The sequence below is a fragment of the Streptomyces sp. GS7 genome, assembly GCF_009834125.1.
Taxonomy (GTDB): domain Bacteria; phylum Actinomycetota; class Actinomycetes; order Streptomycetales; family Streptomycetaceae; genus Streptomyces.
In genome coordinates this window covers 1,615,124-1,638,697 of record NZ_CP047146.1, presented here as the reverse complement: position 1 = coordinate 1,638,697, position 23,574 = coordinate 1,615,124, and the positions used below count along the sequence as shown (strand labels likewise).

20 protein-coding genes and 1 pseudogene are annotated in these 23,574 nt (G+C 72.0%); 12 read left to right on the top strand and 9 right to left on the bottom strand.

What is annotated here, in order from left to right; genetic code table 11:
- Positions 1-74: 74 nt before the first annotated feature.
- Complete coding sequence (locus GR130_RS06875; RefSeq protein ID WP_159503879.1) at positions 75-731, bottom strand: response regulator transcription factor; 657 nt, start codon at positions 729-731, stop codon at positions 75-77.
- A 72-nt stretch (positions 732-803) separates the two neighbouring features.
- Positions 804-2,120 (bottom strand): sensor histidine kinase, encoded by a 1,317-nt coding sequence (locus GR130_RS06870; RefSeq protein WP_159503878.1) that lies wholly within the window; start codon positions 2,118-2,120, stop codon positions 804-806.
- A gap of 253 nt (positions 2,121-2,373) precedes the next feature.
- Here GR130_RS06870 and GR130_RS06865 point away from each other — a divergent pair, with 253 nt between their 5' ends.
- From GR130_RS06865 to GR130_RS06840, 6 genes are all read left to right on the top strand, one after another.
- On the top strand, positions 2,374-3,738 hold the full coding sequence (locus tag GR130_RS06865) for an NAD(P)/FAD-dependent oxidoreductase (RefSeq protein ID WP_159503877.1): 1,365 nt from the start codon (positions 2,374-2,376) through the stop codon (positions 3,736-3,738).
- Between the two features lie 2 nt (positions 3,739-3,740).
- Entirely contained in the window at positions 3,741-6,368 is a 2,628-nt protein-coding gene (gene nirB / locus GR130_RS06860; protein WP_159503876.1) for a nitrite reductase large subunit NirB, read from the top strand.
- Positions 6,365-6,763, top strand: a complete 399-nt coding sequence (gene nirD / locus GR130_RS06855; RefSeq protein ID WP_159503875.1) for a nitrite reductase small subunit NirD — start codon at positions 6,365-6,367, stop codon at positions 6,761-6,763. Before nirB ends, nirD begins: the two co-directional genes overlap by 4 nt.
- A 137-nt stretch (positions 6,764-6,900) precedes the next feature.
- Positions 6,901-7,395, top strand: a complete 495-nt coding sequence (locus tag GR130_RS06850) for an SRPBCC family protein (protein ID WP_236572871.1) — start codon at positions 6,901-6,903, stop codon at positions 7,393-7,395.
- Positions 7,392-7,790, top strand: coding sequence for an ArsR/SmtB family transcription factor (locus tag GR130_RS06845; RefSeq protein WP_159503874.1), 399 nt, complete (start codon positions 7,392-7,394; stop codon positions 7,788-7,790). Before GR130_RS06850 ends, GR130_RS06845 begins: the two co-directional genes overlap by 4 nt.
- A 51-nt stretch (positions 7,791-7,841) precedes the next feature.
- Complete coding sequence (locus tag GR130_RS06840) at positions 7,842-8,786, top strand: oxidoreductase (protein WP_159503873.1); 945 nt, start codon at positions 7,842-7,844, stop codon at positions 8,784-8,786.
- A gap of 21 nt (positions 8,787-8,807) precedes the next feature.
- Here GR130_RS06840 and GR130_RS06835 read toward each other — a convergent pair whose 3' ends face one another.
- Positions 8,808-9,440 carry a hypothetical protein gene (locus GR130_RS06835; RefSeq protein WP_236572868.1) on the bottom strand — a complete coding sequence of 211 codons (633 nt, stop codon included), beginning with the start codon at positions 9,438-9,440 and terminating at the stop codon, positions 8,808-8,810.
- A gap of 294 nt (positions 9,441-9,734) precedes the next feature.
- Between GR130_RS06835 and GR130_RS06830 the strand changes: the two genes are divergently transcribed.
- On the top strand, positions 9,735-11,618 hold the full coding sequence (locus GR130_RS06830) for an APC family permease (RefSeq protein ID WP_159503872.1): 1,884 nt from the start codon (positions 9,735-9,737) through the stop codon (positions 11,616-11,618).
- A gap of 55 nt (positions 11,619-11,673) precedes the next feature.
- Here GR130_RS06830 and GR130_RS06825 read toward each other — a convergent pair whose 3' ends face one another.
- Positions 11,674-12,096, bottom strand: coding sequence for an ATP-binding protein (locus GR130_RS06825; RefSeq protein ID WP_159503871.1), 423 nt, complete (start codon positions 12,094-12,096; stop codon positions 11,674-11,676).
- A gap of 180 nt (positions 12,097-12,276) precedes the next feature.
- Here GR130_RS06825 and GR130_RS06820 point away from each other — a divergent pair, with 180 nt between their 5' ends.
- From GR130_RS06820 to GR130_RS40325, 4 genes and pseudogenes are all read left to right on the top strand, one after another.
- Complete coding sequence (locus GR130_RS06820) at positions 12,277-13,536, top strand: ABC transporter substrate-binding protein (protein ID WP_201304817.1); 1,260 nt, start codon at positions 12,277-12,279, stop codon at positions 13,534-13,536.
- A gap of 74 nt (positions 13,537-13,610) precedes the next feature.
- A complete protein-coding gene (locus GR130_RS06815; protein ID WP_159509796.1) occupies positions 13,611-14,513 on the top strand; it encodes a carbohydrate ABC transporter permease in 903 nt (300 codons plus the stop codon).
- Positions 14,514-14,518: 5 nt separating this feature from the next.
- Complete coding sequence (locus tag GR130_RS06810; protein ID WP_159503870.1) at positions 14,519-15,355, top strand: carbohydrate ABC transporter permease; 837 nt, start codon at positions 14,519-14,521, stop codon at positions 15,353-15,355.
- Positions 15,356-15,476: 121 nt separating this feature from the next.
- Positions 15,477-15,839: pseudogene (locus tag GR130_RS40325) on the top strand (TauD/TfdA family dioxygenase); the annotation flags it as partial.
- A gap of 103 nt (positions 15,840-15,942) precedes the next feature.
- Here the strand turns inward: GR130_RS40325 and GR130_RS06800 are convergent.
- From GR130_RS06800 to GR130_RS40320, 5 genes are all read right to left on the bottom strand, one after another.
- Positions 15,943-16,815, bottom strand: a complete 873-nt coding sequence (locus tag GR130_RS06800) for an ArsR/SmtB family transcription factor (RefSeq protein WP_159503869.1) — start codon at positions 16,813-16,815, stop codon at positions 15,943-15,945.
- Positions 16,816-17,533: 718 nt separating this feature from the next.
- Entirely contained in the window at positions 17,534-19,366 is a 1,833-nt protein-coding gene (locus tag GR130_RS06795; RefSeq protein ID WP_159503868.1) for an RNA polymerase sigma factor, read from the bottom strand.
- A gap of 280 nt (positions 19,367-19,646) precedes the next feature.
- Positions 19,647-20,756, bottom strand: coding sequence for a radical SAM protein (locus GR130_RS06790; protein WP_159503867.1), 1,110 nt, complete (start codon positions 20,754-20,756; stop codon positions 19,647-19,649).
- 55 nt (positions 20,757-20,811) lie between these two features.
- Entirely contained in the window at positions 20,812-21,348 is a 537-nt protein-coding gene (locus GR130_RS06785; RefSeq protein WP_159503866.1) for a class IV adenylate cyclase, read from the bottom strand.
- A 465-nt stretch (positions 21,349-21,813) separates the two neighbouring features.
- Complete coding sequence (locus tag GR130_RS40320) at positions 21,814-22,137, bottom strand: hypothetical protein (protein ID WP_236572865.1); 324 nt, start codon at positions 22,135-22,137, stop codon at positions 21,814-21,816.
- Between the two features lie 167 nt (positions 22,138-22,304).
- Here GR130_RS40320 and GR130_RS06775 point away from each other — a divergent pair, with 167 nt between their 5' ends.
- The gene (locus tag GR130_RS06775) at positions 22,305-23,567 is read left to right on the top strand and encodes a hypothetical protein (RefSeq protein ID WP_159503865.1); all 1,263 of its coding nucleotides are present in this window, start codon (positions 22,305-22,307) and stop codon (positions 23,565-23,567) included.
- Positions 23,568-23,574 lie beyond the last annotated feature (7 nt).

Here is a 23,574-nt window from a genome sequence, read left to right as displayed (position 1 = left end):
CCCGCATTCCCGCATGAGATCAACAGTTGGGCTTCAGCAGGGGCGTTGAAGCGGGTCGGTCGGTCCTGCCGTGGCTACGGTCGGCGGGCCGCCTCCAGATAGCGGAGCACCGCCATCACCCGGCGGTGGTCCGTCTCCGAGGGCGGGAGGTCGAGTTTGCCGAAGATGTTGGCGATGTGCTTCTCGACCGCCCGCCCGGTGACGGTCAGCGCCGTGGCGATCGAGTGGTTGGTGCGGCCCTGGGCCATCAGCGACAGCACCTCGCGCTCGCGCGGGGTGAGGGCGTCCAGGGACCGGGCCCGGCGGCTCGCGCCGAAGAGGTGGCCGACGACGTCCGGGTCCAGCGCGGTGCCGCCGTTCGCCACCCGCTCCAGGGCGTCCACGAACTCACCGATGTCCACCACCCGTTCCTTGAGCAGATAGCCGACCCCGGCGAAGCCCGCGCCGAACAGCCGGTCGGCGTAGGCGGTCTCCACGTACTGGGAGAAGATCAGCACGCCGGTGTCGGGGTGGTCCCGGCGGATCGTGACGGCGGCTCGCAGGCCCTCGTCGCGGTGGCCGGGCGGCAGCCGGATGTCGATCACCGCGGCGTCCGGCCGGTGTTCGGCGATCGCGGCGAGCAGCGCCTCGGCGTCGCCGACGGCCGCCGCGACCTGCACGTCGCGCAGCTCCAGCAGCTGCACGAGTCCGTCGCGCAGGATCGCGGAATCCTCGGCGATGACGACGCGCATGGTTCCTGCCTTTTGGTGGTCGGGGTGGTGGTCGGGCTTCTTGGTGGTCGGGCCTCTTGGCGGTCGGGCCGCTCAGTGATCGGGGCGGTGGGCCTGGTACGGGAGCCGGACCGCGACCACGCTAGGCCCTCCCGGCGGGCTGTCGCAGGTCAGCGTGCCGTCGACGGTGCGGATCCGGCCGAGCAGCCCGGTCAGCCCGCTGCCCGCGCCCACCACCGCCCCGCCGCGCCCGTCGTCCCGTACGGACAGCCGCAGTCCGTCCGCGTCGCCGTGCACCTCGATCGCCGCCTCCGCCGCCCCGCTGTGCTTGACGGTGTTGGCGAGCAGTTCGGCCGCGCAGAAGTAGGCGATGGACTCCAGCGCGGGGCTGGGCCGCTGCTCGATCCGGGTGTGGAGCGCCACCGGCAGCGGGGCGTCGGCGGCGAGGGTGGCCAGCGCGCTGGCCAACCCCTCGTCCAGGACCGGCGGGTGGATGCCGCGGACGAGGTGTCGCAGATCTGCGATGGCCTGGGTGGCGTTGTCCTGGGCGCGCGCCACGACGGTCAGCAGCCGGTCCCGGTCGGCGTCCTTGGTGAGCAGTTCGCGGATCAGGGTGAGGTGCATGCCGAGGCCGACGAGGCGGGCCTGGGTGCCGTCGTGCAGATCCCGTTCGATGCGGCGGAGGGTTTCCGCGGCGTCGTCGACGGCCTGCGCCCGGGTCTCCTCCAGCGTGCGGATCCGGGCGTCCGCGGCGCTCGGCCCGAGGAGCGCCCGCAGCAGCGTCCGGTGCGGTGCGCCCGCCCGGCGCACCAGCCAGGGTGCGCCGAGCACCAGCAGCGCCCCGACGGCGACCACCAGAAGCCACCTGGGCCAGCTGTCGAATTCCACACCGTGGATCTGGAGCCCCACCTTCCGCACGGAACCGTCCGCGCCGCGCAGGGTGAAGTAGTTCCACCGCCGCAGCACGGGGTGGGCGACGGCCAGCAGCCCGTATACATAGCCGAGGACGACGGCGAGCAGCGGGAGCAGCGCCGTCAGCGGTGCGAGCAGCGCACAGCCCACCGCCCGCCAGCCGGCCGGGTCGCCGAGCACCGCCCGCCGCCAGCCGAACACCCCGGACTCCCGCCGGCGCCCGGCCGGCTCGATCGACTCCCCCAGGAGCCTGCGCAGCAGTCCCCGCTGGGTGTCGCCCAGGGCCAGCGCGCCCCGTACGCTCAGTGCGATCAGCCACGGCCCGAGCGCCGTCCACGACAGCACCGCCCCCAGCGCCAGCCCGGTCGCCACCAGTACCGCCCCGGGCAGTGCGAGCGCCGGCCCCAGCAGTGCGCACAGCGCCGCGGCGAGGGCGCGCGGGGTGAAGGGTGCGAGGAGGACCGTGCGGATCGGGGGCCGCGGGCGGGTGCGGGGCATGGGGTCAACGTAGTCACCCGGATCACCGCGGAGGAGGGCGGAGCGCGAGCGCCGGACGGCATCGTGGTGGCCGTCACAGCCGCCCTTGCGGCGGCCGCCGTGACCGCCCGGCCGCCGCCCCGGGGCCCGTGACCAGGGCTTTCGAGTGGCCCCTGGGCCTCACACCGGCGCCGGCCGCCCGCTGAGCGCAGCGTTCCGCCGGGGAAACAGAGGGGATGCGGGCGGGTAACAGGCGCGCCGCAGGCTGACCGGCATGACCTCGACAACGCGGGAGCGCACGGCGCCACGAGTGGTGGTGATCGGCGGCGGTATGGCCGGAGCCCGGCTCGTACGGCAGCTGACCGCCGCGCGGGCCGGCGCGGCTCCCGGCGCCCTCACCGTCATCGGCGAGGAGCCGTCCGCGCCGTACAACCGCGTGCTGCTCGCCGAGGTGCTCGCCGGCCGCTATGCGCCGCAGGTCATCGAACTGCCCGCGCCCGGTGCCGGGGTGGACTGGCGCGGCGGCGTACGGGCCGAGGCGATCGACCGGGAGGCGCGCCGGGTGCGGTGCGACGACGGCCGGGAGGTCGGGTACGACGTGCTGGTGCTGGCCACCGGCGCCAACCCGGTACTGCCGCCGCTGCGCGGGCTGTTCACCCCGGGGCGGCACGATCTGCCGGACGGGGTGCATCCGTTCCGGACGCTGGACGACTGCCGGGCGCTGGCCGCGGCGGTGCGGCCCGGCGGACCGGCCGTGGTGATCGGCGGCGGGCTCCTCGGGGTGTCGGCGGCGCGGGCGCTGGCCGCGCGCGGCGCGCAGGTCGTACTGGCCCACCAGGGCGAGCACTTGATGGAGCATCAGCTCGATGCGGGGGCCGCGGCGCTGCTCCGCGACCACCTCGCCGCGCTCGGTATCGAGGTGCACACGGAGTGCCGGGTCCGCGGGATCGAGACCGCGGTGCCGGACGCGGCGGAGCCCGGCGCACGCCGGGTCCGGGCGGTGGAGCTGGCGGACGGCTTCCGGCTCGACGCCGAACTCGTCGTGCTGGCCTGCGGGGTGCGCCCGCGCACCGGGCTCGCCGACGCCGCCGGGCTGGACGTCGGCCGGGGTATCCGCGTCGACGACGCGCTGCGTACCTCCGACCCCCGGATCCACGCCGTCGGCGACTGCGCCGAGCACCGCGGGACGGTCTACGGTCTGGCGGGCGCCGCCCAGGAGCAGGCCGATGTGCTCGCCCGCGTGCTGACCACCCCTGTGTCCCCCGCTCCCGTACCGGCCGGCGCGGCACCCGCACCGGAACCCGCCGCCCCGGTCTACACCGGCACCCGCCTGCTGACCCGGCTGACCCTCGCGGCCGAGGGCGCCCCCGCCACCGGATCCGCCTCCACCGGGTCCGCCCCCTTCGACCTGGCCGCGTTCGGCCGGACCACCCCGCTCCCCGGCGACGACGTCATACGCCTCGCGGACGCCACCCGCACCGCCTACCGGAAGGTCGTCGTCCGCGGCGACCGGCTGGTCGGCGGCATCCTCCTCGGCGATCTCGGCACTGTCGGCGCGCTCGCCCGTACCTGGGAGGGCGACGAACAGCTCCCCGCAGCTCCGCTGCTCCACCTGCTCACCACCGACGGAGGCTTCTGATCATGGCCGCACCCGCCACCCCGGCAACGCCCGGCACCCACGACACCGCCCGCCCCGCCATCGTCCTCGTCGGACACGGCATGGTCGGCCAGCGCTTCCTGGAGGAGCTGGCCGAGCGCGGGGTCACCGAGCGGGCGCGGGTGGTCGTGTTGTGCGAGGAGCCCCGCCCCGCGTACGACCGCGTCCAGCTGACCTCGTACTTCGCCGGGCGCACCCCCGACGAACTGAGCCTGACCGCCCCGGACTTCATGGCACGGCACGGCATCGAGCTGCACATCGGCGACCCGGCCGAGACGATCGACCGGGAGTCCCGCACCGTCACCGCCCGCTCCGGGCTGACCGTCCGCTACGACACCCTGGTGCTCGCCACCGGCTCGTACCCGTTCGTGCCGCCGGTGCCGGGCAAGGACAGCGCCGGGTGCTTCGTCTACCGCACCATCGAGGACCTGCTCGCCATCGAGGACTACGCCAGGACCGCCGGGTCCGGTGTCGTCGTGGGCGGCGGGCTGCTCGGCCTGGAGGCGGCCGGCGCCCTCAAGGGGCTCGGACTGCGCACCCACATCGTGGAGTTCAACCCGCGGCTGATGGCGCTCCAGGTCGACGAGGGCGGCGGCAGCGCGCTGCGCCGCACCGTCGAGGAGATGGGTCTGGAGGTGCACACCGGCGTCGGCGGCAAGGAGATCACCGCGGACGAGAGCGGCGCGGTGACCGGCATGGAGCTGTCCGACGGGTCGCGGATAGCGACGGACCTGGTGATCTTCTCGGCCGGGGTCCGGCCCCGTGACCAGCTCGCCCGGGACTGCGGGCTGGCGGTCGGCGAGCGCGGCGGCATCGTCGTCGACGAGCAGTGCCGCACCAGCGACCCGGCGGTGCACGCGATCGGCGAGTGCGCGCTGGCCGCCGACGGCCGGGTCTACGGCCTGGTGGCGCCCGGTTACGACATGGCCCGGACCACCGCCGACGCCATCGCCGGGAAGGACGGCGGCTTCACCGGCGCCGACCTGTCCACCAAGCTCAAGCTGCTCGGCGTCGACGTGGCGTCCTTCGGCGACGCGCACGGCACCACGGAGGGCTGCCTGGACGTCGTCTACGCGGACTCCCGCAGCGGCGTCTACAAGAAGCTGGTGATCGGCGCGGACGGCACGCTGCTGGGCGGCGTGCTGGTCGGCGACGCCGAGTCGTACGGGATGCTGCGTCCGCTGACCGGGAGCGTGCCGCCGGTGGCGCCGGAGCAGCTGGTGCTGCCCGCCGGGGCCGGTGCGCCCGCCGCGCTCGGCCCGTCCGCGCTCCCCGACGACGCGGTGGTCTGCAACTGCCACAACGTCACCAAGGGCGCGATCCGTTCGGCGGTCACCGAGCACGAGTGCACCACCGTCCCGCAGGTCAAGAAGTGCACCAAGGCCGGCACCGGCTGCGGCTCCTGCGTCAAGGCGCTCACCACCCTCGTCAACGACGAGCTGGCGGCCGGCGGCGTCGCCGTCGACACCGGCCTGTGCGGCTGCTTCCCGCACACCCGCGCCGAGCTGTACGAGATCGTCCGCACCCTGCGGCTGAACAGCTACGCCGAACTCCTCGACTCGCACGGCCGCCCGGAGGCCCGGTCCGGCGACGGCTGCGAGATCTGCAAACCCGCCGTCGGCTCGATCATCGCGTCGCTGGCCCCCGCGGTCGGCGCCGACGGATACGTGCTGCACGGCGAGCAGGCCGCCCTCCAGGACACCAACGACCACTTCCTCGCCAACCTCCAGCGCAACGGCTCGTACTCGATCGTGCCGCGCATCCCCGGCGGCGAGATCACCCCGGAGAAGCTGATCGTCATCGGGGAGGTGGCCCGCGACTTCGGCCTCTACACGAAGATCACCGGCGGTCAGCGGATCGACCTCTTCGGCGCCCGGGTCGACCAGCTCCCGGTGATCTGGGCCCGGTTGGTGGACGCCGGCTTCGAGTCCGGGCACGCCTACGGGAAGGCGCTGCGGACCGTGAAGTCCTGTGTCGGGCAGACCTGGTGCCGCTACGGCGTACAGGACTCGGTCCGGATGGCGATCGACCTGGAGCTGCGCTACCGGGGCCTGCGCTCCCCGCACAAGCTGAAGTCCGCGGTCTCCGGATGCGCCCGGGAGTGCGCGGAGGCCCGCGGCAAGGACTTCGGCGTCATCGCCACCTCCAACGGCTGGAACCTCTACGTCGGCGGCAACGGCGGCGCCGACCCGCGCCACGCCGACCTGCTCGCCCAGGACCTGTCCGACGCCGAACTGATCCGGCTCATCGACCGGTTCCTGATGTTCTACATCCGCACCGCGGACCGCCTGGAGCGCACCTCGGCGTGGCTGGAGCGGATCGAGGGCGGCCTGGACCACGTACGGGACGTCGTCGTCCACGACTCGCTGGGGCTGTGCGACGAGCTGGAGGCGCTGATGGCCGCCCATGTCGCCCACTACCGCGACGAATGGGCCGAGACCCTCGCCGACCCGGAGCGGCTGGGCCGCTTCGTCTCCTTCGTCAACGCGCCCGGCACCCCCGATCCGTCCGTCCGCTTCGTACCGGAGCGCGACCAGATGAAGCCGGACCCGGCGCTGCTGGCCGGCCCGACCCTGCCCGTTCGCACCCTCGAAGGGACCTCCGCCCGATGACCACCGCCACCGCCCCTTCCCCGGCGGCCCTCGCCACACCTTCCCCGACCGTCGAGATCCTCGGCCCCGAGGGCTGGCTCGCCGTCTGCGCCCTCGGCGACCTCACCCCCGGGCGCGGCGTCGCCGCCCTGCTCCCGGACGGGTCCCAGGCGGCCGTGTTCGTGGACCGCGGCGGCCGGACGTACGCGATCGGCAACCAGGACCCGTTCACCGGCGCGCAGGTCCTCTCCCGCGGTCTGACCGGCTCCGCCGCGGACCGGCCGTTCGTGGCGTCGCCGCTGCTCAAGCAGCGCTTCGACCTGGAGACCGGGGAGTGCCTGGACGACCCGGCGGCCTCGGTCCCCGTCTACCGCGTCCGGATGGACGGCGCGGCGGCCGGCGGCCTGGACGGCTGATGACCGCTCCGGGGCAGGGCGGCCGGACCGCCCTGCCCCGGAGAACCAATGCGCAACCCTTGGGTTGCACCTCCCGTCGCCACGTGCAACCATCGAGTAGCACGTAAGGCACACCAGAGCGGGCGGGAGGCCACCCCATGACCATGCACAGCGAACCCACCGGACACCCCGACGACCCCGAGCGGAACCGCATCGAGCGGGAGATCACCATCGACGCCCCCGTGGAGCGCGTCTGGGCGGTGCTCACCGAGCCCGAGCACGTCGGCTCGTGGTTCGGCCAGGGCGCGCCGACCCCGGTCGACCTGCGGCCCGGCGGGATCATGCACCTCGACCACGGCCAGTACGGGCAGTTCGACACCACGATCGTGACGGTCGAACCGCCGCACCGCTTCTCCTACCGCTGGGCCAGCGGCTACCCCGGCCAGGTGGCGACCGAGGACAACTCCACCCTCGTCGAATTCACCCTCACCCCCGAGGGCGGCGGCACCCGGCTGCGGGTGACCGAGACCGGCTTCGCCTCCCTCGTCATCCCCGAGGAGCGGGTGCCGTTCGCCTCGTACGAGAGCCACAGCGAGGGCTGGACCGGCAAGGCGAAGGACATCAAGCAGTACGCGGAGCGGCTCGCGGCATGACCGACGACAGGGGGCGGGGGCGCGCGGTGGGATCCGCGGGCGGGCCGGACGCCGGCGCCGACACCGCGACGGAGGTGTTCGCCGCGCTCGCGGATCCCACCCGGCGCCGGATCCTCGACGCCCTCGCCGCGCACGGCGAGGCGACCGCCACGGTCCTGGCGGCGGAGCTGCCGGTCAGCCGGCAGGCCGTCGTCAAGCACCTGGGGGTGCTGGACCGGGCCGGACTGGTCGCCGGCCGCCGGGCGGGCCGGGAAGCGCGCTACCGGGTCGTACCCGAGCAACTGGGGATCACCGCCCGGTGGATGGACCGGATCGCCGCCGACTGGGACAGCCGCCTCGCGGCGATCAAGCGGCTGGCCGAGGCGGGCGGCGGCGACCCGGGGAGCGGCCCCTGACGGGCGAGCCCCGGGGCGTACGCTGGTGCCCCCCCTACCGAGGAGTACGGCGTGACCCGGTGGAACACCAGCCACATCCCCGACCAGACGGGCCGCTCGGCGGTCGTCACGGGCGCCAACAGCGGTATCGGCTATGTCACCGCCCGCGAACTGGCCCGGCGCGGCGCCCGGGTCGTGCTGGCCTGCCGCAGCACCGAGCGCGGCGCCGCCGCCCTGGACCGGCTGCGTTCCGAAGTGCCCACCGCCGAGGCGGAGTTCCGGCGGCTCGACCTGGCCGACCTGTCCTCCATACGGGACTTCGCCGCCGGACTGGACGACTTCGACGGCGACCGGCTCGGGCTGCTCGTCAACAACGCCGGCGTGATGGCGCTGCCGCAGCGCACCACCGCCGACGGCTTCGAGATGCAGTTCGGCACCAACCACCTCGGCCACTTCGCGCTGACCGGGCTGCTGCTGCCCCGGCTGCTGGCCACGCCCGGCGCCCGGGTCGTCACCGTCTCCAGCATGCTGCACGCCCTGGCGAACGTTGACCTCGGCGACCTCAACAGCGAGCGCTCCTACGGCCGTTGGACCGCCTACGCGCGCTCCAAGAGCGCCAACCTGCTCTTCACCCACGAGCTGGCCCGGCGGCTGGCCGCGGCCGGCTCGGGGGTCGTCGCCGCCGCCGCGCACCCCGGCTACGCCGCCACCAACCTCCAGACCGCGGGCGTCAGGATGGAAGGCCGCAGGTCCGCCGAGCGCGCCATCGACCTGGGCACCCGCCTCATCGCACAGTCCGCGGACGGCGGGGCGCTGGGCACCCTCTGCGCGGCCACCGCCCCGCACATGCGGCCGGACTCCTTCATCGGCCCGCGCAGCGGCCTGCGCGGCGCCCCGGCCCGCTCCTTCCGCGCCCCGTGGACGACGAACGACCGCACCGCCGAGGCGCTGTGGGCGGCGTCGGAGCAACTCACCGGCGTGCGCCACGACTTCGCGGTGCCGGCCGCGGCGCGCTGACAGTCCCGGGCAGGGCGCGCGCTACGGCAGCAGGCCCGACGCCTCGAACACCGCCCGCGCGCCCGCGCCGTCGATCCGGTCCGCCAGCTCCTGGAGCGGACCGGCACCGCACCGCAGCAGCCCGCGCTCGCGGGACCGGCACACGCCCTGGTCGAGCAGATGCCACAGCAAGGGGTTCGCGGTCAGCGTCCGGGGGTCGATCTCGACCCGGCCGCCCAGCGCGTCCCGCAGCACCAGCCGCGGGGCCACCCCGTCGCCGCGGCGCACCAGCACCAGCAGATCGGTGTCCACCCGCCGGGTGCGCAGCAGCCCCCGGGAGGCCAGCCAGTGCGGGCCGGCCGTCACGTGTGGCGGGTAGAGGACCGCGAACAGCACCAGCGCGACGGACGTCCAGCACACTCCCCGACCGGGAGTGAGCGTCCCGTTGGCGAGGTCGACCAGCTGCATGACGGCAAGGAGTCCCGCCGCCCAGCCGAGTGCCGCCCGCAGCTCCGGACGCCAGGTGCGGTCGTCGGCGACCGCCGCCCCAGGGCGCAGCGCGGGTGGTGGAACCGCCGGTCGTTCGCTCCGTGACCCACCGGCTCGTCCTCCCTCATCGTCGCCGCCGTCCCTGTCCTTCGCGGAGTCGGGCCCCGGGCCCGGTCGCCGTCCCATGGGCCAGAAGCTAGGGCGGCCGCCCCGGCCCGGTAGCGGGGTTGACACGGCACTGACACCACATACGCGAACCTTGACGCCGCGCTGACGCACCATTGACGCGGAGGCCGTACGGACGTCATACGCGGACCGCAGACTGCCATGACGCCGGTCACATTTCACCCTCGCCCCCGTCAAGAACCCGTGAAGATCCCGGCACCGCCCGCCAAGGCCCCGCCAAGGCCGCTCGCCTCCCGCCGAAGTGCCGCACACGCTGAGCGGGTCCCGCCATGCCGCACGGAGGTACGACGAACCATGTCGACGGTGTCCCAGCCCGCAAACCGGCCCGAACAACCGCCGGATCCGGCGACCGGCACCGCCCCGCGGTCCACCGACGGCCCCGACCCGGCAGCCGACCGCCACCGCCTCACCGCCCTCCAGGGCGTGGCCGCCCTCTCCCTCGACGCGATGGCCTCCGTCGCGTACGGGCCCGAGTCGATCGTGCTGGTGCTGGCCGCCGCCGGCGCCCACGGACTGGGCTTCACCCTCCCGGTCACCCTCGCCATCGCCGCCCTGCTCGCCGTCCTCGTGGCCTCCTACCGCCAGGTCATCGCCGCCTTCCCCAACGGCGGCGGATCGTACGCGGTCGCCCGCACCCACCTGGGCCGACGCACCGCCCTGGTGGCCGCCGCCTCCCTCATCCTCGACTACATCCTCAACGTAGCCGTCTCGGTGACCGCGGGCGTCGCGGCGCTCACCTCCGCCTTCCCCGCCCTCTACGCCGACCGCGTGTGGATCTGCCTCGCCGTGCTGGTCCTGGTCACCGGCATCAACCTGCGCGGCATCGTCGACTCGGCGAAGGCGTTCCTGCTCCCCACCGCCGTCTTCATCGCCGCCATCCTGGCCATGGTGGTGGTCGGCCTGTTCCGGGACGCCCCGGCCTCCACCCTCAGCGCCCAGGGCCACGCCTCGGTCCTCGCCCACAACGCCACCGCGGTCGGCGCGCTGCTGCTCCTGAAGGCGTTCGCGTCCGGCTGCTCGGCGCTGACCGGTGTCGAGGCGGTCGCCAACGCCGTACCGTCCTTCCGCGCCCCGCGCGCCCGGCGCGCCCAGCGCACCGAAGTCGCCCTCGGCGCCCTGCTCGGCGTGATGCTGATCGGCCTCTCCGTGCTCATCGGCCGCTTCCACCTCCAGCCCGTCGACGGCGTCACCGTCCTCGCCCAGCTCGCGGACGCCTCGCTCGGCCACAACTGGGCCTTCTACGTGGTCCAGTTCGCCACCATGGTGCTGCTCGCCCTCGCCGCGAACACCTCCTTCGGCGGCCTGCCGGTCCTGATGGGCCTGCTCGCCCGCGACAACTACCTGCCGCACGTCTTCGGCCTCAAGGCCGACCGCCAGGTCCACCGCCACGGCGTCCTGGTCCTGGCGGCGGTCTCCGCGGCGCTGCTCGTCTTCTCCGGCGGCGACGTCAACACCCTCGTCCCTCTCTTCTCCATCGGCGTGTTCGTCGGCTTCACCATCTGCCAGGTCGGCATGGTCCGCCACTGGCTGCTGGAACGTTCCGCCGGCTGGCGCGGCAAGGCCCTCCTCAACGGCTTCGGTGCGGTGCTCACCGCCGCGGCGGCGATCGTCGTCACCGCCACCAAGTTCACCGAGGGCGCCTGGCTGATCGTCATCGCGCTGCCCGTGCTGGTCGCCGCCTTCGAAGCCGTCCACCGCGCCTACGACCGGATCGGCGCCCGCCTCGGCCTGGGCCGCGTCCCCGAAACCCCGCGCCGCGCCCGCTCCCTGGTCATCGTCCCGGTCTCCCACCTCTCCCGCCTGACCAGCGAGGCCCTCACCGCGGCGGTCTCCCTGGGCGACGAGGTGGTGGCCGTCACCGTCACCTACGCCACCCCCGAGGATCGCCCCGCCACCGAGGCCCTGCGCCGCGACTGGGAACTCTGGAACCCCGGCGTGGACCTCCTCGAACTGCCCTCCGAGACCCGCTCCATCGGCCGCCCGATCGCCGACTACGTACGTCATCTGACGGAGCATCACCCCGGGACCCGGGTCACCGTCCTCATCCCCGAGGTCGAACCCGCCCACCTGTGGCAGCGCCTCCTGCAGAACCAGCGCGGCGCGGTGGTCGCCCACGCGGTCCGGCGCGACACCGACGCGGTGATCTGCCGACTGCGGTTCCGCCTGGCGACCGCGTAACGGGAGAACCGCTCCGGGCGGCGGCCGGACCGGCAGGTGCCGCCGCCCGGACCAATCAGGTCCCCCGCGCCGCCAGTTCGCACCACACCGTCTTGCCGACCCCCAGCACGCGCACGCCCCAGCGGTCCGAGAACGCCCCGACCAGCCGCAGCCCGCGCCCGTGCGGGACCCGGGGCCCGGGATCCCCCACACTCGGCAGCCGCTCGCCCCGCGCGTCCGTCACCGCGATCCGGAGCACCGCCGCGGTCAGCGTCAGCCGCACCCGGACGTGCCGGCCGCGCACCCGGCCGTGCACCAGCGCGTTGGTCACCAGCTCGGACACCAACAGCCGGACGTCCTCGGCCAGTTCGCGCTGCCCCCAGTCGCCCGCCAGCCGGGCCGCGCGGTTCCGGGCCAGGGCGATGCTCTCGGGGCGCGGCGGATAGGTGTGGACGTCCTCATGGAGGACCGCTTCTGCCGTGTTGTGCGGGGCGAGCATGGTCGACCACCTCCGGTCAGGACGGCACGCACAGGCCATTCAAGCACTTCCGCGCCGCTGTGCCACCGGTCCGCTACGGACCGTGGAAGCCCGCCGGACGAGGGAGTGTCGGCCACGCCCGGGGGACGGGTTCGTACGGAGGCAATGCGCGCGTCACGCCGGTGCGGCAAAGTACCTGCCATGACGGATATCGGCAGACGGCGGCTGCTCGCCGCCGGAGGTGGTGTGGCGCTCGCCGGGGCGCTGGCGGCGGGGTGCGGATCCAACACCGGCCGGGGCGGGGGCGGTTCGGGGCCGGCGCTCAGCCAGTGGTACCACCAGTACGGGGAGCCGGGGACGCGGCAGGCGGTGAAGCGGTACGCCGCGGCGTACAAGAAGGCGGACGTCACCGTGCAGTGGCGCCCGGGGGACTACGACCGGCAGACCGCGGCGGCGCTGCTGACCGACGCCGGTCCGGACGTCTTCGAGGTCAACGGCCCGACGCTGGAACAGATCCAGGGCGGCCAGGTGGCCGATCTCACCGATGCCGTCGCACCGGTCAGGGACGACTTCCACCCGGCGGTACTGGCCCCGAAGATCTGGCAGGACAGGATCTGGGGCATCCCGCAGACCGTCGACACCCAGCTGCTCTACTACCGCAAGAGCCTGCTCAGGGACGCCGGGGTACAACCGCCGCAGACGGTCGACGCGTTGGTGGACGCGGCGAAGAAGCTCACCACCGGCAAGGTCAAGGGGCTCTTCCTCGGCAACGACGGCGGCGCGGGGGTGCTCGGCGGGACACCGCTGTTCGCCGCCGGGCTCAGCCTGATCGGCGACGACGGCAAGGTCGGCTTCGACGACCCGGCCGCCGCCCGGGTGCTGGCGAAGATCCGGCAGCTGTACGCCGACGGGTCGCTGCTGCTGGGCGCGCCCACGGACTGGTCCGATCCGGCGGCGTTCGTGCAGGGGCTGACCGCGATGCAGTGGTCGGGGCTGTGGGCGCTGCCGCAGATCAGGAAGGCGCTGGGGGACGACTTCGGGGTGCTGCCGTTCCCGAAGGACGGGGCGGGCGGCAAGCCGGCGGTGCCGGTGGGCGCCTACGCGTCGGCGGTGAGCGCGCGGAGCAGGCACCGGGCGGCGGCCACCGCGTTCGCGAAGTGGCTGTGGGTGGACCGCACCGACTTCCAGCAGGACTTCGCGCTGTCGTACGGCCTCCACATCCCGGCCCGGCGCTCGCTCGCGAAAGGGGCCAGGCAGTTGCGGGACGGTGCGGCGGCGGACGCGGTACGTTTCGCGACGGAGCACGGCTACGCCGAACCGCTCCTGTGGACCACCCCGGACCGCAACGCGTACCAGGACGCGCTGAGCAGGATCATCAAGGACGGGGCGAATCCGGAGAGCGAGCTGAAGGCCGTGGTGCGCAAGGTCAACGCCGAACTCCAGCGGGTCAAGAAGACGTGACGACGACAAGCAACAGCCCGACGAGCCCCAGCCCGACGAGCAACGGCGGCGCGTCGCCGACCCGGCCGGCCCGGCTGCTCGGCCCGCAGCGGCGGAACCTGTGGTTCTGGGTGTTCGTCGGCCCGTTCGCCATCGGGCTCGCGCTGTTCACCTACGTACCGCTGCTGTGGAGCCTCTACCTCAGCTTCTTCAACGCACACAACACGGTGAATCCGACCGACTTCGTCGGCCTGGGGAACTACACCGCGATGCTGAGCGACAACGCCTTCCTCGGCAGCCTGGGCACGTTCCTGCTCTTCACCGCGTTCATCGTGCCGGCCACCTACGCGCTCTCGCTCTCCCTCGCCCTGATGGTCAACCGGCTGCGTTTCGCGCGCGCCTTCTTCCGCTCGGTGTTCTTCCTGCCCACCGCCTGCTCGTATGTCGTGGCGTCGCTGATCTGGAAGCTGTCGCTCTTCAGCGGGGTGCGGTTCGGACTGGCGAACACCGTACTCGGATGGTTCGGGGCGGACCAGACGGCCTGGCTGTCCACCACCAGCCCGCCGTGGTACTGGCTGGTCATCGTGACCGTCCGGCTGTGGCTGCAAGCCGGCTTCTACATGATTCTCTTCCTCGCCGGACTCCAGCGCATCTCCCCGCAGTTGTACGAGGCAGCGGCCATGGACGGTGCCCGGCCCGGCTGGCAGGTGTTCCGGCACATCACCTTCCCGCAGCTGCGCGCCACCTCGGTCGCGGTCGTGCTGCTCCTGGTCATCAACGCGTTCCAGGCGTTCGACGAGTTCTACAACCTGCTGAGCGACGCCCGGGGATATCCGCCGTACGCCCGTCCGCCCCTGGTCTACCTCTACTACACGGCACTCGGCCGCGACCAGAACCTGGGACTGGGCAGTGCGGGCGCGGTGATCCTGGCGCTGATCATCGCGCTGGCGACCGTCGTCCAGGCACGCTGGTTCGGCCTCGGCCGCAAGGAGGACTGAGCGGAATGCAGGACGCACTGACCAGAGCCGGACGAGCCCTGCGCGCCGTACTCCTGGTGGCCCTGGCCCTCCTCTTTCTCATCCCGTTCTACCTCCTCCTACGCAACGGACTCGCGAGCGAATCCGACATCACCGCCCCCAGCTGGACGTTCTTCCCCTCCCGCCTCCACTGGTCGAACCTGACCGAGGTGTTCACCGACCCGAATCTCCCGATGGCGCGGGCCCTGCTCAACTCCTCGCTGATCGCGGTGTCGACGACGGTCGGCACGGTCGTCCTGGCCTCACTCGCCGGCTACGGCCTGGCCCGCATTCCGTACCGCCACGCCTCCGTGGTCTTCTACGCGATCCTGGGCACGCTGATGGTCCCGGCGGCCGTGACCTTCGTCCCCAGCTTCGTCCTGGTATCGACGCTCGGCTGGATTTCGACGCTCCGGGGCCTTGTCATCCCCACGCTCTTCAGCGCCTTCGCCTGCTTCGTCTTCCGGCAGTACTTCCTCGGCTTCCCGCAGGAGTTGGAGGACGCGGCACGGGTGGACGGCCTCGGCTACTGGCGGACGTACTGGCGCATCGTGGTGCCCAACGCCCGGCCGGTCTTCGCGGCGGTCGGCACGATCGTCTTCATCGGGGCCTGGAACGCCTTCCTGTGGCCGCTGGTGATCGGCCAGGACCAGTCCGCGTGGACGGTGCAGGTCGCGCTCTCCACCTTCACCACCGCCCAGAACCTCAACCTGCACGAACTGTTCGTGGCGGCCGGCATCTCGATCGTTCCGCTGCTCGTCGTGTTCCTGCTGCTCCAGCGGTACATCGTGGCGGGCGTCGAACGCAGCGGAATCGACGACTGAGGCACGGGCCCGGCCCCCGCAGCCGGCACGCGCCCCATGGCCCGCCGCCCCACACCGCACCCCTCACCGGACACCCCTCATCGGCACCTCTCCCGCCCCACAGGCGCTAACGGAGTGGAACGTGCCGCTCCACCGGGGACAGCCCCGCCCGCTCCCCACACACCACACCAATTCCCCGTCATTTGACGGGAGTTGGAGACCATCCGTCCCTGCCCTCGGCGACTCGAAGGAGGCGGTGCGGTTTGACAAGACGGCCGTCGACGCGCCTACGTTCAAGAACGTATGGCACACGGACGTAACCTTCCGCGAACGCCCCGCAATAGCAGCGGTGTTGCCGCCGCGCAAGGCGCCGGCGCGGGCCGGGGACACGGTGTGCGCCGATAGGACCACCGCGTACGACAATTTGCCAGTGAAAATCCGGGGGCGGATCGATGACGCAAGAGCGCTGCACGACTATCTCCCAGGCTTCTCCCGTTTCCCCCTACCACCCAACTCGCCCTGTCTCAGGCGTAGTTCCCACCCATGGCGCCGCCACCCGTGCGCCGGCACCGGACAGCCGCTCCGGTACGGGTTGCCCACGCCTCCCCTTACGCCTCCACCGCCGCCGTCCCCCCGGGCGCCGGTCCCCCCGCCGCCTGCTCGGTCGCTCTGGCCCCGCGGAGGAGGGCCGCACCGAGCGGCGTCAGGGTGTGCAGCACCGCGTTCCCCTGGCGCAGGGTGAAGAGGAGGCCGGCGTCCCGCAGCACGGTGGCGTGCTGGCTGGCGGATGCCAGGGAGACGTCGACGCGGCGGGCCAGTTCGCTGGTGGTGCAGCCGACACCTATGCCGTGCAGTATCGCCGAGCGGGTCTGGCCCACGAGACGGCCCAGGGAGCGGTCCGGCGGCACCGTCGGGGTCAGGCGCGGGACCTGGTGCTCGACCGGGTAGACGAGGACCGGCGTCAGGTCCGGGTTGTAGAAGGTCACCGGGGTGCGGCGGCAGAAGTAGGAGGGGAGCAGGAGCAGCCCGCGGCCCCCCAGGTGGAGTTCGCGTTCGACCGGGTAGTCCGCCTCCAGGACGGGCGGGCGCCAGCGCATCATCGGCGGGAGGGACGCCAGCAGGCGGTCGGCGCCGCCGTCCAGGAGCGCCCGGCCGCGGGCGGCGCGGTCGGCCTCTATTCGGCCCTGGACGCGAGGCCAGTACGGAGCCACCGCCGCCTCGTAGTAGCGCCGGAGTATCCCGGCGAGCCGGCCCAGCGCGCGGGTCTCGCCGTCCGCCATGTCCCGTATCCACGCGGGGAGCGGGCGGCCGGCGGCGGGAGCCAGCCGGGAGAGCTCGTCGTGCAGGCGGGCGGCGGGGGTCTCCCGCAGCGCGGCAAGCGCCTCGTCCATGCCGAGCAGGCCCTCGGCCGGCGTCAGGAAATCGGGGAAATAGCCGCGGGTGGGCACCAGCGGCGCCAGCAGGCGCGTTTCGCCATTCAACTTTCCGCGCGTTTCCGATCGCCATTTCCCGAACGCCGAATCGTCGCGCCTGTCACGTAGTCGATGAAAGCTGAGGACTGTCTCCCACAGTGCGTCGGGGCGTGCGGCTATCCGCACGCGGGCCAGATCGAGTCCACTGAAATGGACGCGTAACACCGAACCCCCACCCTTGGTTTCCGAAGTCGGCCCCCGGCACGCCTGAGTATGCACGCCAACACGTGCGGTCACCATGCCCTTTTGGCCAGAGTTGAAAAGGGTCGCGCCGGCGGGGGCCCGCCGGGAATGCTGTACTCAATTCAACGGCGGTGCGAACGGCCCGGATTGCTCGATCCCGTGGGGGGTGATGGGCAACCAACCGGCCCGGCCGCGGGCCCGTTGAAGGCCGCCTCCCACGCCGACTGGGAGGGCGGCAGCTCCCGAGGGGGGAGTCCGGAGAAAGCGAGGGCGGCACCTCCGCACAGGTGCCGCCCTCGTAGGGTTGACCTGGGCAGATGCCGAACTGACGGTCCGACAGGGCACGCTGGGGGCACATCAGGCCACAACCGCGTCGAACCCCACTCCTCCCCCTCCTCCAGCAGCTTGTTCGGCCGCCGCACGATCCGGGCCCAGGTCTTGGCCCAATGACCCGCACCCGCGTGCGGGACGCGACGGACGGCTGGTCCGGAACAGTTCGGTTCCCGCCGGCCGTCCGCGCGCCCCGATCCCGCAGCGGAGCGCGTCAACCTTTGCGGAGACGGATGAGCGCTCGACTCCCGTCGACACGGAGGATGTCCATGACGAGTTGGTTGACCGTCGAGGTACCGGGACTGGACTGGCTGCCGCTGGCAGTCTGCGCGCCGTTGCCCGAAGTCGCGGCGTAGCTCAGGATGTTGCCGGCGACGCTGACGATCTTCAACACGTCGACACCCGCCTGACCGTCGAGCGGGATCGTGTCCCCGCCTGTCACCTCGACCTGACACGTGTCGTGATAGCAGGCGCTGAAATCGCTGCCAGGCGGCGCCTGCGGCGGTGCGGCAGGCGGCGGGGGCGGCGGTGCCGCGGGCGGCGGGGGCGGAGGCGCGGCGGGACGCGCCGGCGCCGGGGCGGGCGTGGGCGTGGGCGTAGGCGTAGGCGTGGGCGTGGGCGTGGGATTGGTCGGCGTCGGCGCCGTACGCACGGGTGGCGGCGAAGGCTTGGGGGCCGGCGTCGACGCGGGCGGAGGCGTCGGGGCCGGTGCGGGCTTAGGCATGCCCGCAGGCGTAGGCGTGTCCGCAGGGGTGGACGTAGGAGCGGACGACGGCGCGGCCTCGCGCTCGGCGGCCGGCGAATGCCGGGCTGTGACCGGGCCCTTGTCCGTGGTCGCAGGTGTGGGCGACAAGGGGGCCGCACGCCTGGGCAAGGGCAGGGGCGTGGCCGCGGCGGTAGGCGGGGGCAAGGTCGGAGTCGGCGTCGGCGTCCGGGTGGGCGTCGGGGTCGAGGAAGAGGACGGGGGCCGGGCCGCAGAGGGGGGCAGGTGCGGGGGCGGCGTCCCGAGTGTCCTGGGCGAAGTGTCCTTCCGCGTGACCGGAGGAGGTAGCGGTGCGCTCTGCGGACTCTCGTCGTGGTCGCCGAACGGCATGGGCAGGAGGACGACGGCGACCCCGACGGCGGTGGCTATGGCGGTGGCGACCCCGGGCTTCGCCCACAGTCCGGTACTTCCGTGGAGGGCGCCGTTCGGGCTTGCGGAGCCCAGCGCCCCCGCGCCGGTTCCTACTGCGGTGTCGGTGAGCCGTGCCGCCACATAGGCGGAGCCTCCGAAGAGCAGCACCGCGACGGGCAGTACCGAACCCAGTCGTTCGTTGAGGTCGGTGAGTTCGATCAGCGCGCGGCGGCAGTACTCGCACTGGGTCAGGTGTCGGTCGAAGTCCTTGGTCCTGCGGCGTCCGGGGCGTCGCACCACGGCGCCGAGCCGGGAGCTGTGGCGGCGGCACTCGTCGGTGGCGGAGTCGCTGACGGCATGCGCGGCCAGGTACGCCTCCCGCAGTCCTTCCCGGGCCCGGTAGGCCAGGGAGCTGACACCGGCCGGGCTCATGCCGAGCAGGGAACCCACCGTCTGGGCCGAATCCCGTTCCACGGCGGTGTGCCACAGGACGGTCTGCCAGCGCTCGGGCAGCGAACGGAAGGCCCGCAGCACGAGGCTGTTGTCCTCCAGGCGGAGCATCCGCTCCTCGCTGCTCTCCGCGCCGGGCGCGTCGTGGGCGTTGGCGAGCCACTGCTCGAAGTCGGGCGACAGCTCGGTGCGACGGGCCCTGGCGGCCCAGTCGGCGGCGGTGCGGCGGACGATGGTGAGCAGGTACGGGCGCCACGCGGACTCGGGGCCCTTGCCGGATCGTACGGCCTGCAGGGTGCGGGCGAAGGCCTCCGCGGTGAGGTCCTCGGCGGTGTGCGGATCCCGGCAGCAGGCGGATGCATACGAGAGGACCGCCGAACGGTGCCGCCGATACAGCTCGTCCAACGCGGCATCGGAATCCGGATTCCGTAAAGCCGCGGCGAGTTCGGCATCGGAGGGCGGGGCATCGTGGTCATTGGCCATGAGGCAGCGAGGCCTTCCATGTGCATGGGGGATGGCATGAATGCCTCCTGATCCTGATCGAGGTCGCCTGGGAGCGTTCGAACAAGCGGGGAAGCAATGCCGATTCGTAACGGAAACGGCCGCGGCGCACGCGCAACCCTCCTGCCCGCCGTTCCGTTCCCGTCCGTCTGCGCCAGGCCGTACGGGGACTATTCACTCCGTACGCCTCGGGAATCCTTCTCGACGTTGCGTGGGTTCCCCATGCCGGGAACCCACGCGCTGACCAGCGCGAACACGAGGGTCAGCGCGCGACCCATGTAGGCGCGTAGAGGGCAGTGAGCCGGGCCGCTTCCTCCTCGCGGAAGTCTCGGACTTCGGCGCACCGCTGGCTCATCACGAACTCGCCCAATGTCAGGCACAGGTCCATACGCTGAATGCACACGCCGACCATGAACGGGCCGTTCTGCGCCCGGTACATGCGCACGCCGTAGTACCCCTCCTGACAGTCCCGGTCGTTGTTGAACCGGCACCCTTTGCAGGTGTCCGGCAGCCGGACGGGTCGGATGCTCTTCGCGTAGAGGGTCCGGCCGTCGGGGAGCCGGTAGCGGGTGCGCTGGTCGGAGGCGCCGGCGGTGACGATCCGGCGGACCGGAACCGCCCCGAGATGATCCACCACATGGTGCATGGCAGCGAGTGACGCCCCGTCGTCCTCAAGGTTCACAAGCATCCGTACGGTGACGTCCCGCCCGTGCTCCTCGATAATGCGGAGCACCCGCGCCACGTGGTCATGGTCCGGGATCACGATGTTCGCCGACACCTTCACCCCGTGCCGGGAAGCGGTGTCGATCGTGGCGGCGAGAGCGTCCAGCTTCCGCGCCGCCAGCTTCGGTGAAGCGAGGCGCGGCGCCTGGACGGCGGCAAGTTCCTCGGGCGTCGTTCCGAAAACGGACAGGTTGATTCGGTCGAGCCCGGCCGCCGCACAGTCGGGCAGAACGGCCGCTCCGTTCTCGCCGTTGCTGGTGAGTCCCACCGTCAGGCCGAGGCGGCGCGCGATGCTGACGAGCGCCGGCAACTCCGGGTGCAGAGTCGGCTCCCCGCCCGTGAAGTGAACCTCGGTCGTCGGGAGGCTGCCGCGCACTGCCGCCAGGGCCAAGGCGAAGTCGGAATCGGCCTTGATCCGCTCCGGCAGGAAGCTTGCGCTGTTCGTTGAGAGGTAGATCGAGACCCGACCGGAGCGACCGGGTGTTCCCGTGAACTGCCCGGCTTCGCGGCCGAGGTTGTCGGTCGTGACGGGTGTGCCTTCGTTGTGGCAGAAGCTGCAGGCGAGTCCACACGCGTCAATGATCTTGACGCGCAAGGTCCGGTCCGGCACTACCGTGACCGGTAAGTGGTTCGTGTCGGTGTCGGTCATTGTTGCCTCCTAGCCGGCGGGGCCTGGTGACCCCGCCAGCGCGCGGTGGAGAGGTCTACGTGAACCGGAGTTCGCTGATCGAGTCGAGGTCAATCCCGTACCGAGCGAACACCTTCGTCGTGTTCTCGCTGGTCAGGTCAGTTCGCGGAATGGAAAGGCGCTCGGCGGCGGCCCACACCTGTTCTTCGGTGTCGCCTTCGATCTCCAGATAGGGCGGGATGCGCGGCCATTCGTCGATCTCCAGCCGCACACCGTCCAGCAGCCACGACGACCGCCGGTTCTCCTGGTAGCCGCGGTGCGTGAGCCCCATGAGGCCGAGCAACACGTGCGTGTCCTCGAACGATCCGACGGTCGTTTCGGTCTCCCGAGTGCCGTCGATCTCGTCCGAGCTGATCGTCTTCACACACAGGGTCACCGCGCCGCCGGAGTCCCGCAGCCGGACCCAACGGCCCTCCACCGGAGGGACGGTGTCGTAGACGTAGCGGCGCATCAGACGCTCGCCCTGGAAACCTCCCCCGGCCACCTTGATGCGCTCGGCCATGGCATCCGGATCGATGCCCAGCGCTTTCGCTTCGTACTCGATGGTGTGCATGTATCTCCTTTTCGCATGCCGCGTACTGTGCGTGAGAGCGTGAGCCTGCCGGGGGCGTAACCGTGTCGCGGGCGCGTCCGTCTCGCTGAGTTGCGTCCCGGCGGATCTTTCTGCGTTCGACACCTCCAACCTCATGCATGAGGCCCTTGCGCAGGGGAACTTCTTGGCCACCGAACCCGATCCGGCGAGCGTCGGCTTTGACAGCCTTGACGGCGGACGGGCGAGGGCTCTCTGGTGTGGTGTGATGCGTCGTCAGCGGGGCATCGATCGGCGGGACTCCGGACCCGCGGGCGACCGGGGCTGCGGACCGGTCCCGGCGAGGCACAGCCCAAGAGTCCAACTGTTTGGCCACCCAGCCGTCCCCTACGTAGCCGTACGAGCGGGCCAGCGAGGCGACGGACTCGCCCTCGTTGCACCGGGCGATCACGTTTTCTCGGTTGGCGATGAACTTGTGGCGAGCTTCGGTCAGCTCTTCTCGGGAACGACGGGGCACGGCTCCTCCTCAAGCGGTCTCATGGCACTGACCTCCACGCACCACTCCAACCCGCCGCCCGGCGGGCGCAGCCACACGCAGGACGGCTGCTCGTGGTGGAGCACGTAGGGCTGTCCGATCCCGTGGACGACGGCCTCGCACTCCTTGACGGTGTCAAGCACGCGAGCCCCGATGAAGACCCATTTCGGCATGGCCACGGGGTGCTCACCGGACGTTTCACGACCTGCGGTCCCTTCATCCGGGTCATCCCGTTGCAGGTTCTTCTGCTCGACGTACGTGGGGGTGCATCTGCTCACGCCTTGCCTCCTCGATGCCTGGCCGATGAAGCGGTGAGCCTCTAGTCCACTGCTAGTTGGGGCGTTTCCGGTGCCGCGGAGGCGGACGTTTGGGCGGACGTTTTCGTCCGCCACCACGGCCCGCTCGTTACGGTGGGAGGACCAACCGCAGCCGCAAGGGGAAGCGCATGGTGGGCATCGGTGGCAACAGGCCGGCGCAGTTACGGCAGTCCGCGGGGTACACGCAGCAGGCGTTCGTCAAAGCGTTCAGACACGAAGCCCTGCGTCTCGACACTGATGCATCGTTGAGCGTTCGGCAGCTGCGCCGCTGGGAATGCGAGACCCCTCCGCCTCTGCCCCACCCGAGTCAACAGACCGTCCTGGAAGCAATGTTCGGGGTCCCCCTCTACGAGATGGGGTTCGATGTTCCAGACCATCGCCTGTCCGTGTCCGCGCCGATCGGCGATCCTGAAGGGGTGAATCGGAGGACGTTCGTCGCCGACGCCGGTGTGCTTGCCGCAACGGCTCTGGTGTCTGCTCGGTCAGGACCTCGGATCGGCGTCGGTGACCTCGGCCGGCTGCGCGAACGACTCGACGGTCTGTACCAGACGGACCACAGCGAGGGCAGCGTGCCGGCCATGACCGCAGCGCGCCGGATCGAGAACGAGATCACGGGAGCGCTCAGCGCGGCTTCGTACACCAGCCGCGTCGGTCGCGAGCTTCAGACGATGCTGGCCGAGCTGCACGGGCACCGAGCTTGGTACGGCTACGACGGTGGGCGCATCGCCGAGGGGCGAGCGGCATGCATGGAAGCACTGGCAACGGCCCAGCTCGTCGACAGCCCTCTCCTTCAAGTCTCCGTCCTGGAAACGCTCGTGCTGCTCGCCATCAGGGCCGACCGGGCATGGGAAGCCGCGAGCGCGGTCGAGAATGCCTACCGCCTCGCCCAACGCGCCGGCGCCGGGCACACCGTGCACCTCGTGATCGCACTGCGTGCCGCCAACGTGGCCACCCATGTGGGAGACCTGTCCGGAGCGCGTCGGGCCTTGAGCCGCGCCGTCAGTCACCAGGGCCGAGTCGATGCGGACACCGCGGTACCCAACTGGGCCCAGTTCGTCGGACCGTTCGAGGTGGACTACGCCACGGCAGACATGTATGTACGAGCGGAGCAGCCCAAGCGCGCCGTTCCCTTTCTGCGTGCTGCGGTGACCGGTATCGGTGGTGACCTGCTCCGCAACAGCGCCTCGTACCGCGTGAAACTCGCGGGTGTACTCCTTGAGGCGGGGGAAGCCGAGGAGGCATGTGCCGAGATGACCACCGCACTTCAGGCGTGCGGAGGGATCTCGTCGCCGCGTTTGCTGGACAAGATCCGGAAGTTCCAGCGCGCCGTCGCCGCAATCGACACGGCGGTCGCCCGCGAGTGTGGCGACCGCATCCGCGAGACCGTCTGAGGGGCGC

What these genes read in the sequence shown, in the direction of transcription:
- GR130_RS06875 (WP_159503879.1), bottom strand. Translation starts at nt 731, where the DNA reads ATGCGCGTCGTCATCGCCGAGGATTCCGCGATCCTGCGCGACGGACTC.
- GR130_RS06870 (WP_159503878.1), bottom strand. Translation starts at nt 2,120, where the DNA reads ATGCCCCGCACCCGCCCGCGGCCCCCGATCCGCACGGTCCTCCTCGCA.
- GR130_RS06865 (WP_159503877.1), top strand. Translation starts at nt 2,374, where the DNA reads ATGACCTCGACAACGCGGGAGCGCACGGCGCCACGAGTGGTGGTGATC.
- nirB (WP_159503876.1), top strand. Translation starts at nt 3,741, where the DNA reads ATGGCCGCACCCGCCACCCCGGCAACGCCCGGCACCCACGACACCGCC.
- nirD (WP_159503875.1), top strand. Translation starts at nt 6,365, where the DNA reads ATGACCACCGCCACCGCCCCTTCCCCGGCGGCCCTCGCCACACCTTCC.
- GR130_RS06850 (WP_236572871.1), top strand. Translation starts at nt 6,901, where the DNA reads ATGACCATGCACAGCGAACCCACCGGACACCCCGACGACCCCGAGCGG.
- GR130_RS06845 (WP_159503874.1), top strand. Translation starts at nt 7,392, where the DNA reads ATGACCGACGACAGGGGGCGGGGGCGCGCGGTGGGATCCGCGGGCGGG.
- GR130_RS06835 (WP_236572868.1), bottom strand. Translation starts at nt 9,440, where the DNA reads ATGGGACGGCGACCGGGCCCGGGGCCCGACTCCGCGAAGGACAGGGAC.
- GR130_RS06830 (WP_159503872.1), top strand. Translation starts at nt 9,735, where the DNA reads ATGTCGACGGTGTCCCAGCCCGCAAACCGGCCCGAACAACCGCCGGAT.
- GR130_RS06825 (WP_159503871.1), bottom strand. Translation starts at nt 12,096, where the DNA reads ATGCTCGCCCCGCACAACACGGCAGAAGCGGTCCTCCATGAGGACGTC.
- GR130_RS06820 (WP_201304817.1), top strand. Translation starts at nt 12,277, where the DNA reads ATGACGGATATCGGCAGACGGCGGCTGCTCGCCGCCGGAGGTGGTGTG.
- GR130_RS06810 (WP_159503870.1), top strand. Translation starts at nt 14,519, where the DNA reads ATGCAGGACGCACTGACCAGAGCCGGACGAGCCCTGCGCGCCGTACTC.
- GR130_RS06795 (WP_159503868.1), bottom strand. Translation starts at nt 19,366, where the DNA reads ATGGCCAATGACCACGATGCCCCGCCCTCCGATGCCGAACTCGCCGCG.
- GR130_RS06790 (WP_159503867.1), bottom strand. Translation starts at nt 20,756, where the DNA reads ATGACCGACACCGACACGAACCACTTACCGGTCACGGTAGTGCCGGAC.
- GR130_RS06785 (WP_159503866.1), bottom strand. Translation starts at nt 21,348, where the DNA reads ATGCACACCATCGAGTACGAAGCGAAAGCGCTGGGCATCGATCCGGAT.
- GR130_RS06775 (WP_159503865.1), top strand. Translation starts at nt 22,305, where the DNA reads ATGGTGGGCATCGGTGGCAACAGGCCGGCGCAGTTACGGCAGTCCGCG.